15 protein-coding genes are annotated in these 21437 nt (G+C 42.1%); all 15 read right to left on the bottom strand.

Going from position 1 to position 21437, the window contains the following annotated elements; translation table 11 throughout:
- Window positions 1–30: 30 nt before the first annotated feature.
- Window positions 31–972 carry a transketolase family protein gene (locus tag BM294_RS03315; RefSeq protein ID WP_091204887.1) on the bottom strand — a complete coding sequence of 314 codons (942 nt, stop codon included), beginning with the start codon at window positions 970–972 and terminating at the stop codon, window positions 31–33.
- A complete protein-coding gene (locus tag BM294_RS03320; RefSeq protein WP_255407180.1) occupies window positions 960–1823 on the bottom strand; it encodes a transketolase in 864 nt (287 codons plus the stop codon). Before BM294_RS03320 ends, BM294_RS03315 begins: the two co-directional genes overlap by 13 nt.
- Before the next feature lie 63 nt (window positions 1824–1886).
- Window positions 1887–3377: an L-fucose/L-arabinose isomerase family protein gene (locus tag BM294_RS03325; RefSeq protein WP_091204890.1), complete on the bottom strand. Its 1491-nt coding sequence runs from the start codon at window positions 3375–3377 to the stop codon at window positions 1887–1889.
- A gap of 157 nt (window positions 3378–3534) precedes the next feature.
- Window positions 3535–5001, bottom strand: coding sequence for a xylulokinase (gene xylB / locus BM294_RS03330; RefSeq protein WP_091204892.1), 1467 nt, complete (start codon window positions 4999–5001; stop codon window positions 3535–3537).
- A gap of 48 nt (window positions 5002–5049) precedes the next feature.
- Window positions 5050–7056 (bottom strand): right-handed parallel beta-helix repeat-containing protein, encoded by a 2007-nt coding sequence (locus BM294_RS03335; protein WP_091204894.1) that lies wholly within the window; start codon window positions 7054–7056, stop codon window positions 5050–5052.
- A gap of 57 nt (window positions 7057–7113) precedes the next feature.
- Window positions 7114–7914: an AraC family transcriptional regulator gene (locus BM294_RS03340; RefSeq protein WP_091204896.1), complete on the bottom strand. Its 801-nt coding sequence runs from the start codon at window positions 7912–7914 to the stop codon at window positions 7114–7116.
- Between the two features lie 7 nt (window positions 7915–7921).
- A complete protein-coding gene (locus BM294_RS03345; protein WP_242944404.1) occupies window positions 7922–8839 on the bottom strand; it encodes a carbohydrate ABC transporter permease in 918 nt (305 codons plus the stop codon).
- Window positions 8840–8843: 4 nt separating this feature from the next.
- A complete protein-coding gene (locus BM294_RS03350) occupies window positions 8844–9713 on the bottom strand; it encodes a carbohydrate ABC transporter permease (protein ID WP_091204898.1) in 870 nt (289 codons plus the stop codon).
- Between the two features lie 155 nt (window positions 9714–9868).
- The gene (locus BM294_RS03355) at window positions 9869–11227 is read right to left on the bottom strand and encodes an ABC transporter substrate-binding protein (RefSeq protein ID WP_091204900.1); all 1359 of its coding nucleotides are present in this window, start codon (window positions 11225–11227) and stop codon (window positions 9869–9871) included.
- Between the two features lie 128 nt (window positions 11228–11355).
- Window positions 11356–13335 carry an alpha-glucuronidase gene (locus tag BM294_RS03360; RefSeq protein WP_091204902.1) on the bottom strand — a complete coding sequence of 660 codons (1980 nt, stop codon included), beginning with the start codon at window positions 13333–13335 and terminating at the stop codon, window positions 11356–11358.
- A gap of 384 nt (window positions 13336–13719) precedes the next feature.
- Window positions 13720–15645: a sialate O-acetylesterase gene (locus tag BM294_RS03365; RefSeq protein ID WP_091204904.1), complete on the bottom strand. Its 1926-nt coding sequence runs from the start codon at window positions 15643–15645 to the stop codon at window positions 13720–13722.
- A gap of 254 nt (window positions 15646–15899) precedes the next feature.
- The gene (locus BM294_RS03370; protein WP_091204906.1) at window positions 15900–17909 is read right to left on the bottom strand and encodes a glycoside hydrolase family 3 protein; all 2010 of its coding nucleotides are present in this window, start codon (window positions 17907–17909) and stop codon (window positions 15900–15902) included.
- A gap of 176 nt (window positions 17910–18085) precedes the next feature.
- Complete coding sequence (locus tag BM294_RS03375) at window positions 18086–18940, bottom strand: carbohydrate ABC transporter permease (protein ID WP_091204908.1); 855 nt, start codon at window positions 18938–18940, stop codon at window positions 18086–18088.
- A 138-nt stretch (window positions 18941–19078) separates the two neighbouring features.
- The gene (locus tag BM294_RS03380) at window positions 19079–20011 is read right to left on the bottom strand and encodes a carbohydrate ABC transporter permease (RefSeq protein WP_091204909.1); all 933 of its coding nucleotides are present in this window, start codon (window positions 20009–20011) and stop codon (window positions 19079–19081) included.
- A gap of 65 nt (window positions 20012–20076) precedes the next feature.
- Entirely contained in the window at window positions 20077–21414 is a 1338-nt protein-coding gene (locus BM294_RS03385; protein ID WP_091204911.1) for a type 2 periplasmic-binding domain-containing protein, read from the bottom strand.
- Between the last annotated feature and the right edge of the window lie 23 nt (window positions 21415–21437).

Below are 21437 nucleotides of genomic sequence, written 5' to 3' on the forward strand. Positions count from 1 at the left end.
AAAAACCTGATGGAAATAAACGTTTTCTGCTTACTTAAATGCTTCCTTTATCTGTTCTGCTATACCAACTGAGTCAAGTCGATATTTGTGAAGCAGATCCTTTGCGGGTCCGGATTCTCCAAATACATCCTGCATTCCTATCTTCCTGACCATAACAGGGCATCTTTCCGAGAGAAGATCCGCTACCGCAGAACCAAGACCTCCGATTACGGAATGCTCTTCCACGGTAAATACCTTTCCTGTCTTTGAAGCTGCAGATAGCACAAGCTCCTCATCAAGAGGTTTGATGGTATGGATATTTATGACCTGTGCATCTATGTTCTCTTTGGAAAGGATTTCAGCTGCCGTTAATGCTTCAGAAACCTCAAGCCCTGTGGCAAATATGGTACAGTCTTTTCCTTCACGAAGGACGACGCCTTTGCCAATCTCGAATTTATAATCCGGATTGTCATTGATCACAGGAACAGCCAGACGTCCGAAACGAAGATATACAGGTCCTTCATGCTCGTATGCTGCAAATACAGCTGCCTTTGCTTCTATGTCATCGGATGGATTGATGATCGTCATTCCGGGTATGGTGCGCATCAGAGCAATATCTTCATTACACTGATGAGTAGCTCCGTCTTCTCCTACAGAAATTCCTGCATGTGTTGCCCCTATTTTAACATTCAGTTTCGGATAGCCGATAGAATTTCTTACCTGTTCAAAAGCACGTCCGGCTGCAAACATTGCAAAAGAACTTACAAAGGGTACAAATCCGCATGTTGACAGTCCTGCAGCGAGTCCTGTCATGTTGCATTCTGCGATACCACAGTCGATATGACGATCAGGAAATGCCTTCTTAAATGTTCCTGTTTTTGTTGCAGCAGCAAGATCCGCATCGAAAACGATCAGATTATCATGCTTCTTTCCAAGTTCCACCAATGCATTTCCGTAACTGTCTCTGGTAGCGATCTTTTTTACTTCTGACATAAGGCTTCACCTGCTTTCTCAAGTTCTTCCATGGCAATCCTGAATTCTTCATCATTAGGGGCTTTTCCGTGCCATCCGGCCTGATTCTCCATGTAGGAAACTCCTTTGCCCTTTACGGTTTTTGCCACTATAGCCGTTGGCATACCCTTTGTTTCCCTTGCTTCCTTAAATGCTGCACGAAGCTGGTCAAAATCATTACCGTCTTCAACATTTATTACATGGAAATTGAACGCTCTGAATTTTTCATCTATTGGATATGGAGAACATACATCACCAATTTCACCATCTATCTGAAGATTGTTGTTGTCAACGATTACAACGAGATTATCCAGTTTCCTGTGGCCCGCAAACATGGCGGCTTCCCAGATCTGGCCTTCCTGTATCTCTCCGTCTCCTGTTAATGTATAAACCCGATAATCTCTGTTGGAAAGCTTTCCGGCCAGAGCCATACCTACAGCAGCCGATACTCCCTGACCGAGAGATCCTGATGACATATCCACGCCCGGTATATGTTTCATATCAGGATGTCCCTGAAGATAACTTCCAAGATGACGAAGTGTGAGAAGATCCTCTGTAGGGAAATAACCTCTGTTGGCAAGAGCTGAATAGTATCCTGGTGCTGTATGTCCCTTTGAAAGGACAAAACGATCACGGTTCATATCTTTTGGATTTTTGGGATCGATATTCATTTCTTCAAAATAAAGATATGTAAATATCTCTGCCGCTGAAAGTGATCCGCCCGGATGACCTGCTTTGGCACTGTGTACTGAAGATACGATACCTTTTCTGACATTGACTGCCATCCTCTGTAAATCTATCGTTTCCATATGTCTCTCTTTCTTCTTTGAAATGTAATGATGTAAGGATTCCTGCTATATGCACACTTACATTAGTTTGTGTGCGGCATACTTAACTTATTTGAATGGATTTTCTGTTGGATATGGTAATGATGCAGGATGATTGTAGTCCAGGTCCTGAACAGGAACACCTATGTACTTGAAGAGGTCATAAAGAGCGCTTCCATAGTGTCCGAATGCTACCGCACCGTGGTGAGGATAGTTCTTCTCGATAAGTACGTGGCGATAGAATCTTCCCATCTCAGGTATTGCAAATACAGCTATGCTTCCAAAGGAGCGTGTTGCGACAGGAAGAATCTCACCTTCTGCAACATACGCACGGAGCAGTCCGTCAGAAGTGCTCTGGAGACGATAGAATGTGATCTCACCAGGAGCTATATCACCTTCAAGTGTGCCGTTTGTAACCTCTTCCGGAAGAGAACGTGCCATGATCTTCTGGTTTCTCATCTCACAGGAAGACATCTTCTTAGAACATGTATTGCCGCAATGGAATCCCATGAATGTGTCACTGTGCTTATAATTAAACTTACCTTCAATTGATTCTCTGTACATATCCTTTGGTACCGAGTTGTTTATATCAAGAAGGGTTACAACATCATCACTAATGCATGTTCCGATGAACTCTGAAAGAGCACCGTAGATATCAACCTCACAGCTTACGGGAATACCTCGTCCTGTGAGACGGCTGTTGACATAGCATGGAACAAAACCGAACTGTGTCTGGAATGCAGGCCAGCATTTACCGGCAATGGCTACATACTTGCGATAGCCTCTATGAGTGTCTATCCAGTCAAGAAGTGTAAGCTCATACTGCGCAAGCTTGCGGAGAATTTCAGGCTTCTTGTTTCCTGTGCCTAGTTCTTTCTCCATATCCTTTACAACTTCGTCGATTCTTTCGTTAGATTCATGCTTATTGAATGCTTCAAAGAGATCAAGCTCTGAGTTCTCTTCGATCTCAACACCAAGATTATAGAGTTGCTTGATTGGTGCATTACAAGCAAGGAAATTCTGAGGACGTGGACCGAATGAAATGATCTTAAGATCTGAAAGTCCGATCATGGCCTTGGCGACAGGTATGAACTTATGGAGTTCGTCTGCAAGATCTTCTGCATCTCCAACAGGATTTTCAGGGATAAATGCCTTTACGTTTCTAAGTCTTAAGTTATAGCTTGCGTTCAAAAGTCCGCAGTAAGCATCACCTCTTCCATCAAGCAATGAATCCTGTGTTTCTTCTGCAGCTGCAAGAAATACCTTGGGTCCCTGGAAATGTTTAGCAAGTAGTGTTTCAGAGATTTCAGGACCGAAATTTCCGAGATATACGCAAAGGGCGTTACAGCCGGCATTTTTGATATCATCAAGTGCCTCAACCATCTGTATCTCACTCTCAACGATACATACAGGGCATTCATATATATCTTTCTTGTCATACTTTGTGGTGTATGCAGCAACCAGAGCCTTACGGCGCTCTACGGAAAGACTCTCAGGGAAGCAGTCACGGCTTACCGCAACAATTCCGACTTTAACTTCAGGAATATTTGCAAAACTCATAATTGATCTCCATTCTGTCGCCATTCATATAGCGGCATATATTTCTGTATGAATGTCAAAATCCTTTTCCATTCATCGATTTTTTAACTCATTATCAGTGTTCATTGTCACGTAAAATAACTTTATACTATTCTATACTCTGAATCAGGGGTGAATCTCATAGCTCCCCATAGACATCCTTCAATGTCGGATACAGTTTACGGAAACTCTGATATCTTTCTTCATACTTCTCCACCAGCAGAGGTTCAGGTTCACATGTACTCTTCACAGACACGATGGCTTCTGCAGCTTCTTCTACAGAGTTATACCTATGGTCTGCAACCATGGCAAGCATCGCTCCTCCCATTCCCGGTCCTTCCTCACAGGACGGGATATCAATGGAAATGTTCAGGATATTGGCGATCATCTTCTGCCATAAAGGACTCTTTGCACCTCCGCCGCAGATCATGGAACGTTCAAGGCTTACACCGGCAGATCTGGCCGCTTCATACATATCTCTTGTGGCAAATGCTACACCTTCAAGAACTGCCTGTGTCATTTCAGCTCTCGATGTATTAAGATTCATGCCGATAAACGCGCCTCTGGCCTTTGGATCGTTCCATGGACTGCGCTCTCCCATGAGATACGGTAGAAAGTAAACATGATTTTCTCCGAGTGTTTTAATACCTTCCTGCTCTTCTTTATAGCGGTCGGTCAAAAGGATGTTATCCATCCACCATTTGTTGCAGGATGCCGCAGAAAGCATACATCCCATGAGGTGGAATCTGCCGTCTGCATGAGCAAAAGCATGAAGAGCATTGTTGGTATCAACACGGAAACTGTCCGAAGTGATAAAGATGGTTCCGCTTGTACCGAGGGAAATATTACATTTGTTCTTTCCTACAGTACCGGTACCAACCGCAGCAGCTGCATTGTCTCCGGCACCGGCTGCGATCACTACATTATGTTTCATTGAAAAACTATCTGCGATTTCCGGCTTCAGGTAACCAACTGCTTCATAGCTTTCGTAAAGCTTTGGCAGCATATTCTCTGTGATTCCGCAAATCTTCAGCATCTCAGATGACCAGCACTTGTTCTTTACATCCAGAAGAAGCATTCCCGATGCATCGGAATAATCTGTGCAGAAACTTCCCGACAGGCGGTATGCCAGATAATCCTTTGGAAGCATTATCTTTTTTATTCTTGCAAAAAGATCAGGCTCGTTCTTTTTCATCCAAAGAATCTTAGGTGCTGTGAATCCTGCAAAAGCGATATTTCCGGTGTACCCTGAAACTACTTTCTTACCAATTTGTTCATTAAGGTACTTTACCTCTTCTTCTGTTCTGCCATCATTCCAGAGAATGGCAGGCCTGATGACATTATCATTCTCATCCAGTGCCACAAGCCCGTGCATCTGACCTCCGAAACCTATGCCGCTGATTTCTTTTGCATCCACCACTGAGATGAGATCTTTTAATCCGCTTAGAGTCTGTCTGTACCAGTCTTCAGGATTCTGCTCACTCCAGCCGGGATGAGGAAATGAAAGTTCATATTCTCTTGAAACCACATTCTGTATCCTGCCGTCTTCCCTCATCAAAAGAAGCTTTACAGCTGAGGTTCCAAGATCAATTCCGATATAATACATACATTTAACCTATTCTTTCACTACAAAACACTTTTGACACTCACGTCATTAAATGGCAAAGAGCTGTTTCTTTAACTGATCCCCGTTTGTAAAAGGTCCGGCGATAGGACTGGCCTCTCTATGGTCTCCGAAGTAGTCTTCATTGAAGATGATCTCGCTGCCGTCAGGATTTTCAAAACACATCTCAGGCTCAAATGCTTTACCCAAAACAGCGGTCGAAACAGTTCTTTCTGTTTTATCCGGAAGTATTTCATAGAGATTGGTTTCAAGTACCGGGTTATCATCTCCGCTTAAAGAAAGAGTAACTTTGTTCTTATCGTCGACATAAGCATCTGTCTCCATGTCGCCATTTTTTGCACCGTTGAAGTACAGATTTCCTGCGGCATCAACAGGGAAGTGCTCATAATATTTATCCTTGGCACCTTCATCGGAAAACTTCCATGGACCGAAATTCTTCAGGTACTCTTCTGTTGTTGGATAACCGTTGTAGACAGAAAGACCGCAAACGAAATTATATTCCTTTTCTGTATTTGTGTCCTTTGCGTAGTCCCTATAATCCTTGAGGATATCCTGCTGAATGAAAATGTTATTGTAGAATCGCATGTCACCGTGGTTGAAGGTCATAAAGCCTGCCACATCAGTCTTGTGAGGTACATGGTATGGAGTGTATCTCGGTGTAGGAAGGTATGCACCTCCGTTTTCTACTCCGGCATCAACCCAGGTGATGGCTCCGCAGATCAGGTTGTGTACACAGGCGATACCCTGGGCACTGATTCGCATGGACAAAGGTGAAAGGAACAGGTTATTATCAAGAAGTGTAGGTCCGTGTGAAACCTCAACCCAGATATCCTCTCCAAGTCCCAGAAGACTTGTGATTTTGATACCCTTAGGCGGTGTATTGTCATGGAACAGATTCTGTGATACGCGTGTTCCCTGTGCCTGCCAGTCAAGCCACATACCTCTTGTACAGTGATGGATATGGTTTCTTCTGAATATTACATCGATCGCAGCATGCATCTTGATGCCGCCGATCTCTGCCCCTGCAAGATCCTGCTTGTTGTTAATGTTATGGATATGATTGTCTTCGATTATTGAGAATGCGCCGCCCATGTGTCCGACGATACCGGTCTGTCCGCAATGATGGATGTGACAGCGGCGGATGATATGAGAACCTACAGTCTCTTTAGACCAGCCTTCATTGATAGCCTGCATTACATTGTCACGTTGTGTCTGAGTACCGTCCTTCAGTCCGAATCGTGTCCACTTGTTGTCATTTTCCGGCTGGAGATACTTTCCGAGACTTATACCTGAACAACGGGAATCACTTATCTCACAGTCTTCTATGATCCAGCCTTTTGACCAGTGCGGACCGATCATTCCATCCTGATATGCGGTAGGTGGTGCCCAGGTTGTTGCTGCCTGTTTGATTGTGAAACCGGATACGGTGATGTAACCGACTCCCTCTTTGGAAGGATAGAAGCAGTTTCTCCTGACATTAAACTCCATATTGTGTTTATCCGGATCACTGCCGATATTGACATAGATCAGGGTATCCGAACCATCCTGTTCAGTGTACCATTTACGTACAGAAACCTCCTTAGGCTCCCATGACATAGGTGCGGGTTCAGGGTTCAGAACCTCTTCCTTTTTCATCACTTCATAGAGCTGCACGCCATCTACATATACTTCGCCGGTGTGTACAGGAAGTTCTGCAAAATACCAGTCTCCCTTTACCATCGTGGTATAGGGATTATAGTTACCGAAAATACCGTTTCCTACACGGGTTACGTATGTATTTCCCTCGAAAAGCTTCCATCCCGTGAGCTTTTCAGCACCGGTTATCACTGCTTCGCCCTTCTTTTCCGAACGATAGGTGATTCGTGCTTCAGGTGTACCTGCATTGGCAGGATCCACATATTCTCTGTAAACTCCCGGTGCGACGATAACTTCATCACCGGGTTTTGCTACTTTCGCAGCTTCGGATATTTTCTTGAAGGGACGTTCTTTTGTACCGTCACCACTGCGATATGCTTCCTGTGAAACATAATATGTCATTCTAGTGCCTCTTTCTTACGTTAGTATTCATAGATTAGTGATTATTTTCGTAATAGCTTACACAGCTTCCGTCCAGCCCGGAATCAGAATGGACGGGTTCACACCTACAGATTTCTTAAATACTTTGCTGAAATAGTAAATATCGGAAAACCCGCATTCTGCCGCAACCTTTGATACATTATATTCTCCGCTGTAAAGCATATTCTTGGCCATTTCAAGACGGATCTCCATGAGCTTTTGATTGAAACTTACACCGGTGATTTTTTTGAATATATTTCCATAGTAGTTCGGATGAAGTCCATAGTGCTCTGCAGCACCTGTAATGGTCAGCGGCTCTTTATAATGCTGTTTCATATATTTGATGGTTTCTGTGATACGGGGATCGGCCTGTTCACAAAGCCTTTTTTCATAAACAGACATTACCTCTGCCACATAAAGACATGCAAGTCCGCGGGCTTTTAACTGATATCCTGATTCTCTCGCTGTCCATACTTCCTCAAGTTCATGAAGAATTTCCAGAACCTTAGGCTGCTGACGAATATTTGTAATGGTATCAAGCGGAAGCTTGACATCCTGGCCTTCGGTATCTTTAAACATCAGATTTACAGCATAGCATTCCATCAGATCATCAGCGACGCACTCGGCTTGTCGTCTGGATCCTTTGGGAATGTAGATTATATCTCCTGCTTTTGCTATATAGGTCTTGTCGTTGATGTGATAGACCGCTGCACCTTTTACAACATATGTGAAATCTGTAAAAGGGATGGTCATCGGTGTGATACACCATTCCGGAGTACATTTTCTGTGAATAAAGTAATGTACCTCAGGAACGAGATTGCTGTAATTGTAGACATTCATATTGTTATTAACCCTTTACACCGGAAGCAGCGATTCCTTCTGTGAAATATTTCTGTGCAACAAAGTAGAGAATGATAGCCGGCAGAAGTGCAATGAAAGACATTGCCAGAATCTGATTCCATGCTACTACACCGCTTGATGTATCTACAGACATTTTGAGCGCCAGGGATACCGGATATTTTGCAAGACTTGTGATGTAGATAAGCGGTCCGAGGAAGTCATTGAAACTCCAGATAAACTGGAAAATAAAACAGCTTATGATAGTAGGTTTCAGTACCGGAAGGATGATGAAGATCAGACGCTGGAATGAATTGCATCCGTCAAGTGTTGCAGCTTCATCAAGATATGTTGGTGTGGATCTCAGGAACTGAATGATCATGAACACAAAGAACGGCTCATTGGCAAATACAGATGTTGCAATCAGCGGAACATAGGTATCAAGGAGACCGAACTTCTTCCACATGAGATACAGAGGGATTCTGATGACTACCTGAGGTAAAAACAGTGTTGACATGAACAGTGCAAAAAGAATCTTTTTGAAAGGAAATTCGAATCTTGCAAATCCGTATGCCACCAGAGTACTTGATGCAATTGTGAAGAAAATCTTCGGGATTACATACTTAAAGGTATTAAGATAGTATTGACCGAAATTATATTGAGTTCTTGTATGCCATCCATCTGCGTAGGCTTTAAAATCTATGTGAGACGGAATGAAATTGATGGATGTAAATATCTCACTGTTATCCTTAAATGTACCACCGATGAGCCATAATATCGGATAGATCATGATGAATGCTCCGGCCGTCAGAACGATGTATCGGATGGCTTTACTGATCTGTGCATTTCTGTATCTACGCTGTTCTCTGGATATAGTTCTGTTTTTAACTGTACTCATCTCTCTGGCTCTCATCTGTACTGTTCTCATCTCATTAACCCTCATCTGAATAGAATACCCACTTATTTTGTGTATAGAACAGAACAAGTGTAATCAAAACAATAATGCTAAACAGAACCCAGCTGGCAGCACTTGCATAACCCATCTTGTAGTATTTAAAAGCATTATCGTAAATGAACATTGAAGTCATATAGGTTGCATTTAACGGACCGTTTCCTGTTACAAGGTATGGACCGTTAAATTCCTGAAATGCATTATTAAGCTGCATTACCAGATTGAAGAAAATAGTTGGTGTTATAAGTGGAATGGTAATAGTAAAGAACTGACGGAATTTTTTTGCACCATCCACATCTGCCGCTTCATAGAGTTCCTTGGGAACATTCTTTAATGCCGCAAGGAATATCAGCATTGAAGAACCAAACTGCCAAATCTTCAAAAGGATAATGATGGTCATTGCTCCGGCAGGTCTGGAAAACCAGCCGATGGGAGCTATTCCGAAACGGCTGAGAATGAAGTTTACGACACCATTCTGCTGGAACATAAATCTCCAAAGGACTGCAACCGCTACGTTACCTCCAAGGATTGAAGGAATATAATAAGCCGTTCTGTAAAAACGGATACCTTTCAATTCGAAATTCAAAATAAAAGCAACCAAAAGTGAGAAAGCAAGCTGAAGAGGAACGGTTAAGAGTGTATACACAAATGTGTTGCTAAGAGTTTTCATGAAATCTTTTTTTTCAAAAAGAGTAAGATAGTTTTCGATGCCGACAAAGTGGGCTGAACCGATGAGATTATAATCGGTAAAGCTTGTTGCCAAAGCATTTAAGAATGGATAGGCTGTCAGAAATATAAATCCGATCAACCATGGAAGGATGTATAAAAGGCCGACTTTACTCTTGTTCATAGGTATTCTCCTGAGATTGGGAACATCAACCCGTTTAAAGTTTAATTTTTATATTCCCGGCTCTATTGTATTTATTTAAGTAAGAGCCGGGAGTATAGAAGGTTGTTTAACCCTGCATTTAGCAAAGATGTGACGCGAGTTGTGTTATATGATAATTACTGGTTCTGAGCCTTAAGAGAATCAAGCGCTGACACATTTGCATCATATATTGCCTGACCGCACTCTTCTGCTGAAATCTGACCATACTCAAACTGCTCGTAATTCTGCTGGTAAGCGTTGTTGAAATCTGCAGATTCAAAGAATGCTACCTCATTGATGACATCTGCTTTTGCTGTGAAATCATAAGCTTCTTTTACGATTCCTGTGATCTGACCATCTTCTTCAAGAGTCTTCTGTGCTGCCTTGGAAGCAACCATTCCTCTCTTTGTACCCATGATCTTTACTCCTTCAGGATCATTCAGAATATACTGAAGGAACTCTGCTGCTTCTTTTGTATTCTTGCAATTCTTGTCAATTGCCATAAGAAGTGAAGGCTTAGCCATAGTGCCCTTGAACTTAGCACCATCGATTGTCGGGAGTTCTGCGATGACAAGAGTATCACCTTTTTCCTTTAATGTTGCTTCATTGGATGCTACACCGCCGGTCCACTCCATAACACCGAGGTAACCTGCATTAAGGAACTTTTCATTCTGGGCTACAGATACAGGATCGTTTCCTACATTTTCTACATAGTCTTCTCTTGAGCAGAAAACATGTTTATCAGCCATATCCTTGTACCATTTAACTGCATCTGTATAATCTTCTGCTGTCCAGTTCATGGTGTAATCATCATTGAATTCGGCTTTGCCTGTCTTCTGCTGGAGATAATATGTTGCGGCAAAACGGATGGTAGGACTTACGAGAAGGTAATTATCAGGATCCTTGGCAGTTACGATAGCTGCATCCTTTTCATAATCTTCAAATGTTTTCGGAAGTTCTGTTATGCCATATCTTTCAAATGCTGTCTTGTTAAGATAGAATCCCATGGTATTCTGTCCGTATGGGATAGCTTCCTGAACACCGTTCATCATACCTGTCTTAAGGAAGTTTTCATCGTACTGTGAAAAATCAAATGTATCCTTGATGGTGCTTAAGTCAAGGAATCCGTCGCCCTTTGAACCGAAAGTAGCCAGCCAGTCGAAGTTGAGTGTCATAACTTCAGCATTGGTACCGCCTACATAACGTGTTGCAAATGTCTCTTGCAGGTTATCAAATCCTGAAGGCTCTCCGCTGACTGTTATGCCGGATGTATTTGTAGAGTTAAAGCTATCGATAGCCTTCTGTGTAGCCTGATGGCGGTCATCATTGCCCCACCAGGAAAAACGTAGCTGAACACCGCTGCCGTTTCCTGCAGATGCTGCCTGTGTTCCGCTGCCTGCAGTTGAAGCTGATGGTACTTCATTGGTTGTGCTGCATCCAGCCAAAAGTGATACAGCGGTCGCTGCTGCCAAAAATCCTGCTACTTGTCTTTTCATTTTTGTTTTCCTCCATTAGATTGGTTCTATGTAGAATCGTTATTTTGAGTCAGGTTATTTTTATCGGATCATTTTATTTCTCAATGATTCGAAAATCAGATTATTATTTAAAGATCAGACGATACACTTTATTCATATATCTTTCTGTGTTTTGAATCTTCTATACCGGATTTACGATAAAAATAAGTGTTGATGGTATCCCGCCATTCTATAGCTGAAGTAAGTTGCCGTTCTGCACGTTCAAGAATGTTTGAGTAATCGGAATCACTGATTTTTCCTTTAAGTCTTTTTATAAATTCTATGTAATGTTCTACAGCCTCAACTCCTTCAAAATGCGAGTCATAAATATGCTGTATAACTGTTTTCCCGGAATGAAGAACATGATCGTATGGTACATGATGCATGAAAAGCAAAAGCTCGTCCGGACATGAATTCAGGTTCTCATATTCCAGAAAACGGCTGTCTGAATAACGCCTCGTATAACCTGTTCCTGATGAAAGACTCCGTTCACGTCCTATTCCGTTACGGTCTGAGTAGTGATAAGTTCCCCAACGATCGTATTCATAACCGTCAACATCTACTCCGTAATGAATATTAGGTCTGCACATGAAGCCAACGCCTAAGGGGCAGGTATAATTCTCATAGGTTTTACGGGAGGTCATGAGCATGTTTACCATCTCATCTGTATCCTCATTATCGAGGACGAAGCTTAAATTCACCCATCGTCTCGCGATTTCTTCGGAGGATAATGTATTATCCCAGCACATGAGGCCATATCCGAAAAGGTTTGCCTGGGCCATCTTGTTTCCGGTCCAGTTTTCATCCATACCTACATTTACAACCGCAGCAATACCACTGTTTTTCGTTACAGGTGAATACTCACGAACTATATCCTTTACAAGTGACTCACCTTCATACCGTGTATCAAAGTCCATGACTTCTTTCCACATAGGGAGAAGGTAACACTGATCGATCTGATGACCTGTATATTCCTGAGTGATCTCAAATTCGAGAATCTGATTTGTCTTATGAAGTGCACCGAAAAGAGGTGAAACAGGTTCTCTGATCTGAAAATCTATAGGACCGTTTTTGATCTGAAGTATAACGTTATCTTCGAATTGTCCATCCAATGTAATGAACAGATCGTATGCGGCGTTGGCCCGGTCCAGACTTCTGTCTTTCCATGACTGCTGGCAGTTATATACGAAGCAGCGCCAGATGATGATGCCGTCATGAGGTGCAATTGCTTTTGCAAGCATATTGGCGCCGTCCGCATGAGTTCTGTTGTATGTAAATGGCCCAGGTTCGCCCTCTGAATCAGCCTTTACCAGGAATCCTCCGAAATCAGGAATTTCTTCATATATGGAATCAACTATACCGGACCACCATTTTCTGACATCCGGATCACATGGATCTGCTGTATGAAGCTTTCCCACAATTATCGGAGCTGCAAAATTAATGGATAGAAACAGCCGTATACCATATGAAGAAAAGATGTCTGCTATATTTTTTATGTCAGATAGTGCAGGCTTCTCGATAAAGAAGGCTTCCAGATGATGAACATTTACATTGTTTATGGAAACCGCATTGATTCCGACCGAGCAAAGAAGTCTTGCATATTGAGTCAACAGGTCGAAATCGTTGCGGAATTCATTGTTGTTATAGAAAATCGAATTCCCTGCATATCCTCTTTCGATGGATCCGTCAAAATTGTCCCAGTGGTTCAGCATACGAATGCTTTGATCCGGAACCGAAACGTATGGAAAGCTTACGTTTCTTCCTCCTGCAAGAATCTCATAAAGAGCAAATAATCCATGTAAGTATCCGATCTCTTCCGATGCAAGTATTTTTATCTTTCCATCCTCTGATCGCAGAATGCAGAAGCCTTCATTGAGATCATCTTCTGTTTTTGCAAATTGCAGTGCCGGATCTTCCGTCTTTGATTCTTTTGAATTTGGAAATAATCTCGATAATTCCGAACATATAGTCTGGTGGATCAGCTTTGATTTTCTACCTGAAAAATCATTTATGGAAAATGTCGGAAATCCGCTTGTGATCTTTTGACTTAGCCAGCACTTATCCCTTTTTGTAGTAAAATCTGTCTCCATTTTTCACAAAACCTCGATTAAATGTTTCTGCATTTCGTTTACTTTTACTATAATATAACTAATGAAGTCTCTATGATAAATGGAAAAAACAATGTTCATTTGTAAAAATCAAAGATTTTTTTATGCTTGTTTTGCACACTTAAAAATACTTTGATTTGTCCAAATATATGCTCGTGAAATACGCAAAAAAATAAAGCCGTTTAAGCATTTTCATGTTACGTTATGGCATATTCATGTAAATACACAAACGGCTTAATTTGCCCAGTGTTTCTTTGGGAAAACTCTGATTAAAGCGTTTCTCCGGCCGCTCTTTCGATATGAAGCATCAATTTCATTTGAAAATCCATGCCACCCGCCGGAGACTCTAAGGAAGCACTGATATAATCAGTGTTTTCTTAGAACAAATGGACTCATCGGGAACTTATCTCTGTTATATACCAATCCGCCATGATTTGTATTTTTGTAAAGATATCTGATTTCTTTTATATCCGTCGTATGAAGCGGTACCCTTAATCTTATGTTTTTGTTTTCAATTGCCGCTTCAGCCTGTACTTCATTTCCTGAGATATCAATCACAGAGAAGTCCATCAGTTCGTCTCCTTTATCCAGAGATGATGAATGTAACCCCTCTGCATGAGCCAATGTAATCAGAATCTCAGTTCCGTTTTTACATTCGGATAAGCTGTAGCTCTCCGGAACAGGTCCTGTATATTCTTCATCTCTTCCATAAACCATATGAAGTGCCTGAGATGCAAGACGTTCACCTATTCTACGTTTTCCATGAGGATGGAGATCATTATCCTCACCAAGATCCATACTTACTATCATTCCTGTATATGGCTCTGTAGATGCCATTCTCTGACATTCACGAAGTGCAGGCCACTTTCCGGGAAGATCCCTTAGATCTTCAGTGAAGTTTGGAAGCTGTACGAAAAGGTAAGGAAGCTTATCGTCTTTCCAAAGTCGTCTGTATCCTTTTATCTGCCTTTTCGTGAGGTCGAGATAATCCCACTTAAGAGGAGCATTTTCTTCTCCCTGATACCATACGATACCTTCGATGGGATAATGTGTACATGGAGCACACATGGCATTAAATAAACCGGTTGCTTTCCAGTTTACAAAATCTGTTTCCGGAATAGCTTTACTTACCGCGCCTGTTTTATATTTCCATTCACCCTTGAGATCGATGACTCCCTGATCATTGAACAGGAAGTACCCTTTTCCCGGAGTCCAACGACCCTTACCGTTTTCTACGATTAAACGGACTACAAGTGTATTCGTACCTGCATGAAGCGTAGCTTCCGGAATAAGATATTTTCTCGGTGGATACTGATATCCCGTTTCTCCGATTTTCTGACCGTTCAGATACACGGTATCGGAGTCGACCATGGTCCCCATCCACAAGTGAGCCGGTTGTCCTGCCATCTCTCGGGGAACAGTAAATTCTTTTTCAAACCAGATACTTCCTGTGAAATCTTTTAGTTCAGTATCTTCAAACACTGCAGGAAGCATTAGGGATTTTTCTGAACCATCCGGAAAACCGTTCTGCCAGGATTTTTTCACACCTTCATCTTTGGAATCCAATTCCTCATGCCATTTCTTAGACTGAGTTTCATTTTTGGTTATCTGACCTGCCAGATAATCATCATCAGCATAGGGTTCAGCTTCCGAAAGCAGTTCATCATAGCCATCAAGCATTTCCCGGGAAAGCCAACCATGGATTCTGGAACCACCCAGAGATGAATGTATGATTCCTACGGTGAGCCCGGTTTTCTCGCGAAGTTTTCTTGCAAAGAAATAAGCAGTAGCTGAAAAAGCCATGATATTGTTTGGTTCCGCTTTTTTCCATTCTCCGCTTTCCGGTTCCTCAAGCGGGCCATGATAGTTTACGGAAGTTGCAAGTTTATAATTACGGATGCCATCGTCTGTGCAATCAGAAAGTATATCCGGATAGCTGTCACGGACACGTTCCATCATGAGATCCATATTGGACTGTCCGGAACAGTACCAGACAGCGCCTACCATGATATCTTTGACAGTGATACTGTGATTCTGATCATCAGATACTGTGAGTATATATGGTCCCCCGGCTGTATGAATGGGAAAATCGATATCAAAGCGACCTTCGGTATTGATTTCCGTTGTTTCTGTCATTCCGTCAAAAACTGCAGTTATCTTTGATTCAGGTGTACCGTATCCCCAGATATGAATTGGCTTTTTATGTTCCAGCACGGCACCGTCACTTAGAAATCTTGATAGTTTTAAAGGTATCGTTTCGCCTGTGCCAGATTCATTCATTTTTTGTCCCATAATGATTCCTCTTGCTATTATAATGTGTGCGTTGTAACTCACTGATGTGTTGCATCATAAACGAAAAGCAGACGCGACAATTTCGGAAGAAATTTTTATTCCATGTTCTGTATTGTAGCACTCTATATAACAGTTATCAGTTTTTGTGTGAAAAAGTTGTCATGTTTTTATGAAATATTATAATTGCCATCATATCTCCTCAAAATAAAAAACAGGGAGACGTCAGAACACGTTTCCCTGTCTTGTTTTTCGAATTATTCCGGTATCCTTTGTGTGCTTACATTTTTATAGCCGGAAACAAAGCTTACAGTTACGTTTTTCTTTTCGCCTGCATTGATAGCGACCTTTTCGAATCCGATAAGTTCTCTCACTTTGCTCTTAAGGTTATCTCCGAAGACCATAACAGTTTCCTTGCCATCCATATCACCTGTATTTGTTACAGTGACAGTCAGAACATTGTCCGAAGATATTTTTTCATCTTCATATGCAAAGCTTGTATATGAAAGACCGTATCCGAACGGGAACTGAACTTTGATTCCATGCTTATCAGTGTATTTATAACCGATTTCATAGCCTTCATTATAATGAACTATGTCCTCTCGTCCAAACTCACCCACACTGAATGCAGAGCAGTCTTCAAGCTTCAAATAGAAGGTCTCAGGCAGTTTTCCTGATGGATTATTGTCTCCGAACAGGGTATGAGCTATGGCTCTGCCGCCTTCACAGCCGTTATAATACGACCAGAGAACAGTATCAGCCTTGTCTATCCATGAACTCATCTCAACAGAACTTCCGCTGATGAGAATGACTACAGCATCCTTTCTGATATCAAGTATAGAACTTATCAGTTCATCCTGACCGTAAGGAAGCTTCATATCAGGCTTGTCAAAGCCCTCCCTGTCAAGTACATGGTTGAGACCGCCTACATAGATGACGCTGTCATAGTCATTTGTACGAAGAGCATTGAGAACTTCTTCACGGCGTTCGATGGAAACCTTCTTGAGCTGTTCATTCTCTTCAACATTAACCTTTTCAAGACTGTTTTCCTGCCAGTTGATTTCTGTACTGTCAGGAGCTATATCTGCATCATATCCTGAGATATAGTCTATCTTTGTATTGCCTCCCAGATATTCTTTAAGTCCGAGAAGCGGATTTATCTCGTAAAGTGCCTTTATCTCAGCGCTGCCGCCGCCCAGGGAGTGCTGTCTGATAGCATTATCACCAATCACAAGTATTCTCTTCTGTTTTTCAGCATCAAGAGGAAGGACTTTGCTTTCGTTCTTAAGAAGAACAATGGACTCGGATGCTACATTATAGGCAGTTTCCTGATGTGAGCGTGAGTTATATGAACCCTTCTGTCTCTTTTTGTCAAGCATATGAAGCCTGTCCATCATAAGAAGAAGTCTGTATACCTTCTGATTTATTACATCTTCAGGGATTTTTCCTTCTGATACCATCTTCTTAAGAGGCTCAGCGAAGCAGTATTCATCGAAATTATCTGTCACAGACATTTCCAGATCACATCCTGCCACAGCCGCCTTGTATGTATCGTGTACTCCGCCCCAATCGGATATTACTACACCATCGTAGTTCCACTCTTTTCTCAGGACATCATCAAGGAGATATTTGTTTTCGCAGCAGTAGTCGCCAAATACTCGGTTATAGGCACCCATAACGGAATAGGCATTACCCTCTGTGAGGACTCGTCTGAATACCTCAAGATAAGTATCCTTCAGAATGTCCCTGTCCATTTCGGTGTCCACAGCCATTCGCTCTGTTTCCTGATTGTTAAGCGCAAAATGCTTGACACATGAGGCAACATCATTTTCCTGAACACCCTTGACGAACTCTATCGCAAGTTCAGCTGTGAGATATCCGTCCTCACTGAAGTACTCGAAGTTTCTGCCGCAAAGCGGACTGCGCTTAATGTTTATGCCCGGAGCAAGTATCACATCCTTGCCTCTGCCACGGGCTTCGGCTCCGAGAACCGAACCTTCACTGTGAGCCATTTCACGATTGAAAGTTGCAGCGAGAGCGCTGTTACAGGGAAGATATGTGACAAGATCATCCTGATAGTTCAGAGATATCCATTTGCTGTCGAAGAACTCTCCTCTTACACCCATAGGTCCATCTGATGTCATAATGTCCGGGATTCCAAGTCTATCGACTCCATCGTTATGAAAGAATCCGCTTCCGTGGACCATGCCGATTTTTTCATCCAGAGTCATTTTATCTACAATTTCAAGTAACTGTTCTTTTGTCATATTATTATCCTTACTTTGTCATATCACCAATGTACTGAAACATCATGGCGAATATCTGATTTTCATACTTCTTGTTTACTTAAGTAAATCAGTGAGTATCATATATTTCTGCTACTCACTGATTTAAACCAACCTGCACATATGTGCACGTATACTTAATTTAAAATAAATCTATATTAACCCTTTACGGCACCGGCAGTAACTCCGCCAACGATATACTTTGAAAGGATAAGGTAGATAACGATTACAGGGAATATAGATGCGGCAATCATGATATATACCTGACCCATATCAAATCTTAACCAGTCTGCACCACGAAGCTGTGCGATAAGTACAGGAAGCGTTTTTCTGGAATCTGTATGAAGTATCAGTGCAGGTGTGAAGTAGTTGTTCCAGCTTCCGACGAAACTGAATATAACCTGTACACTGATGGCCGGTTTTAAAAGCGGAAGTATGATGGTATTGAATGTTCTGAACTCGCCGGAACCGTCAATTCTCGAAGCCTCAATCAGTTCCATAGGAAGATTGCTGGCCATATACTGTCTGAAGTAGAAGTATGTTACAGGTGAAGCAACCGAAGGAATGATAAGCGGAAGCAGCGAATCATCCATACCCATATTGTTGATGAGCTGGATGAAACCGAGTATGGTTACCTGTCCAGGTATCATCATGATGGCAAGTATAAATGCTGAGATAGCATCTCTTCCCTTGAATCTGTAGGTATTGATAGCGTAAGCAGTCATAGCAGAAAAGTAAACGCAAAGAACTGATGCGAATACGGAAACCGTAAGACTGTTAACAAAACCCATAGCTATAGGGATGGTTCCGTTTATAAGGTTCTCCCAGTTTTCAAATACATGAGTACTTGGAAGCATGGTGAAGCCTCTGGTCATCTCAGCGTGAGATCTTGTTGCATTTATAAGAAGGATGTAAAACCAGATGAGACACAGGAAAGTGAATACTGAAAGCACAGTATATGCTATGATTCGTCTTGTCCCAACCGGCAAACCTTTACTTTTATGAGTTTCCATACTATTCTCCATTCCGTGCGAATTCTCTTTAAGCCTGATGGCTATAGAACTACTGTTAGTCACACTAAACTCCTTTCTCTTATTGAACCGGATCAGATAGATATCTTCAGACCGGATCTGACTGTATCAGGGTACTCTTTAATAAAATCTTTTAGCAGGCTTTTCGTCTTTTGCACTGTTTATCTTAAATACTACGAGACTGAGTATTAATGTAATGATAAACATATAAACTGAAAGAGTGCCGCCCATTCCGAAGTTTTTACTTGTCAGATACTGATTCAGGTTCATGATAACTGTTGTAGTTGAACCTGCCGGTGTACCCTTACCATTTGTAAGAATCTGAGGAACGTCATACATCTGAAGACCGCCGATAAGAGATGTGATAAGCACATATATGAAGATCGGACGAAGAATAGGCATTGTTATACGGAAGAAAATCTGAGAAGCACTTGCTCCGTCAACCTCTGCCGCTTCATAGAGAGAACCGTCGATTCCCAACATACCTGCAAGCAGAAGTATGGTGGTATTACCGAACCACATAAGAAAGTTCATAAGCATTATCAGAATTCTTGATGCTGCAACGCTGTTCATGAACTTAAAAGGTTCTTTAAGAATGTGAAGACTGATGAGGATCTGGTTTATAGGACCTGCATCTGCAAAGAGTGCGAAGAATAACATGGAAAATGCTGATGCCATGATAAGATTCGGCATGTAGATTACTGTCTTGAAAAATCTCTGTCCCTTGAGTCTCAGACTTGGATCTGAGAACCAGTATGCAAGGATAAGTGCCACAGTTATCTGTGGAATGAAACCACCGATCCACATGATAAGTGTGTTTCCGAGATATTTCCAGATTTCAGGAGCGGTAAGAAGATTAATGTAATTTTCGATACCGATGAATCTGGGGCCTATCTGAAGCAGACCTGAATAGTAGTTTTCGAAAAAACTGTTAAAGATAGTTGACATCAAAGGAATGAAACTGAAAATCACATATACCAGAAAGAAAGGTATGAGGAATATATATCCCCAGCGATTATACCTTTGTACCGTGCCGGCTTTCTTCTTAACCATTTGAAACCTCCATGTAATAGCATTTTTTAGAATTGCCTGCCGGATAACCGACAGGCAATGATTTTTTATTTCTTAAGATCAGGATATCTTGTTGTGGCAAGTGTGTAGAACTGCTCCATAGCTTCATCGATGGTCTTGTAGTTGCCCTTGATGTAGTCACCCATAGCTGACTGGAAGTCTTGAAGGAGTCCCTGATCGTATGCTGTAAGGTTGGCCATGTCGATCTTGTCAGCGCCTGCACAGAACATCTTAAGAGGATTCTGTCCGCCGAGAACTTCGTTCTTGTAAGAATCATCGTTTGCGAGCTTTTCCATAACAGGCTTGTTGTTTACGAAATCATTGTCCTTGAGAACGATGTCCTTCATGATTTCAGGATCACAAGTCATCTTCTTCATGATATCTGCAACAAGATCAGCATTATCTGTTCCGGCTGCAGCACAGATCCATGTACCACCCCAATAGAAGCCCTGAGGACCTTCGATAGCACCCCAGCCGCCATCATGAGCGATTGAACCTTCAACATCCTTGGCCATTGAGAAGTCGATGAGCCATGCCGGTCCGAAGTAAGCAAATACATTTCCTTCAGGATAGAATCCCTTAGTCCAGTCATCTGTCCACTGATCAAATGTATCGCAGTAACCTGAGTCAACCATGTTCTTGGAATCCTCTACCCACTTGATAAGGTTGTCATCAACCTGGATCTTCATATCATCATCAACCCATGGAAGCTTTGCGTTGTTCTGGTAGATTCTGAATGTATCAGCCATAGAAGCAACTGTATGGTAGCCTTTATCCTTGAGCTTTGCTGCTGACTCGTTGAACTTGCTCCAGTCAGAGAAGTAATTCTGAACTTCTTCAGGTTCCTGTGTACCGAATACCTCTTCCGCTACCTTTCTGTTGTAGATCATAACACCCGGACAGCCCTGCCATGAGGTTCCCTTGATGACACCCTTTGAATCGGTTACAACATCCTGTGTGTACTTGTACTGATCCTTCATGTCATCAGCCGTGATGCCGAGATCAGTAAGAGGAACTGTGAATGGTGTATCTGTGTACTTAACCGCATAGTCAGCTTCAACAAGGAAGAGGTCAAGCTTTTCATCCTGTGCTGCCTTGTCCTGGGCAAGAAGGATTTCATCAAGTCTGTTCTGGTAAGCATTTTCCTGATTTGGAGTGATATGCCACTTAACAGTAATATCGCCGATCTTACCTGTTGTTCCGTCTACTTCCTCATATCCCGGATAGTGATCAATGAGACGTGACTTGAATTCCTCATTCCAGGCTGCGATATTAAGAACCTTTCCTGTTCCTGCGACTTCAGGTGTGCTTTTGCTTCCGCATCCTGAAAGTGCACTCAGTACCATGGTTGTTGACAGTAACAATCCGAGAGTTGTTTTTCTCATAACTACATTTGCCTCCATTATTT

This window comes from Oribacterium sp. WCC10 (assembly GCF_900113415.1).
Classification (GTDB): domain Bacteria; phylum Bacillota; class Clostridia; order Lachnospirales; family Lachnospiraceae; genus Oribacterium.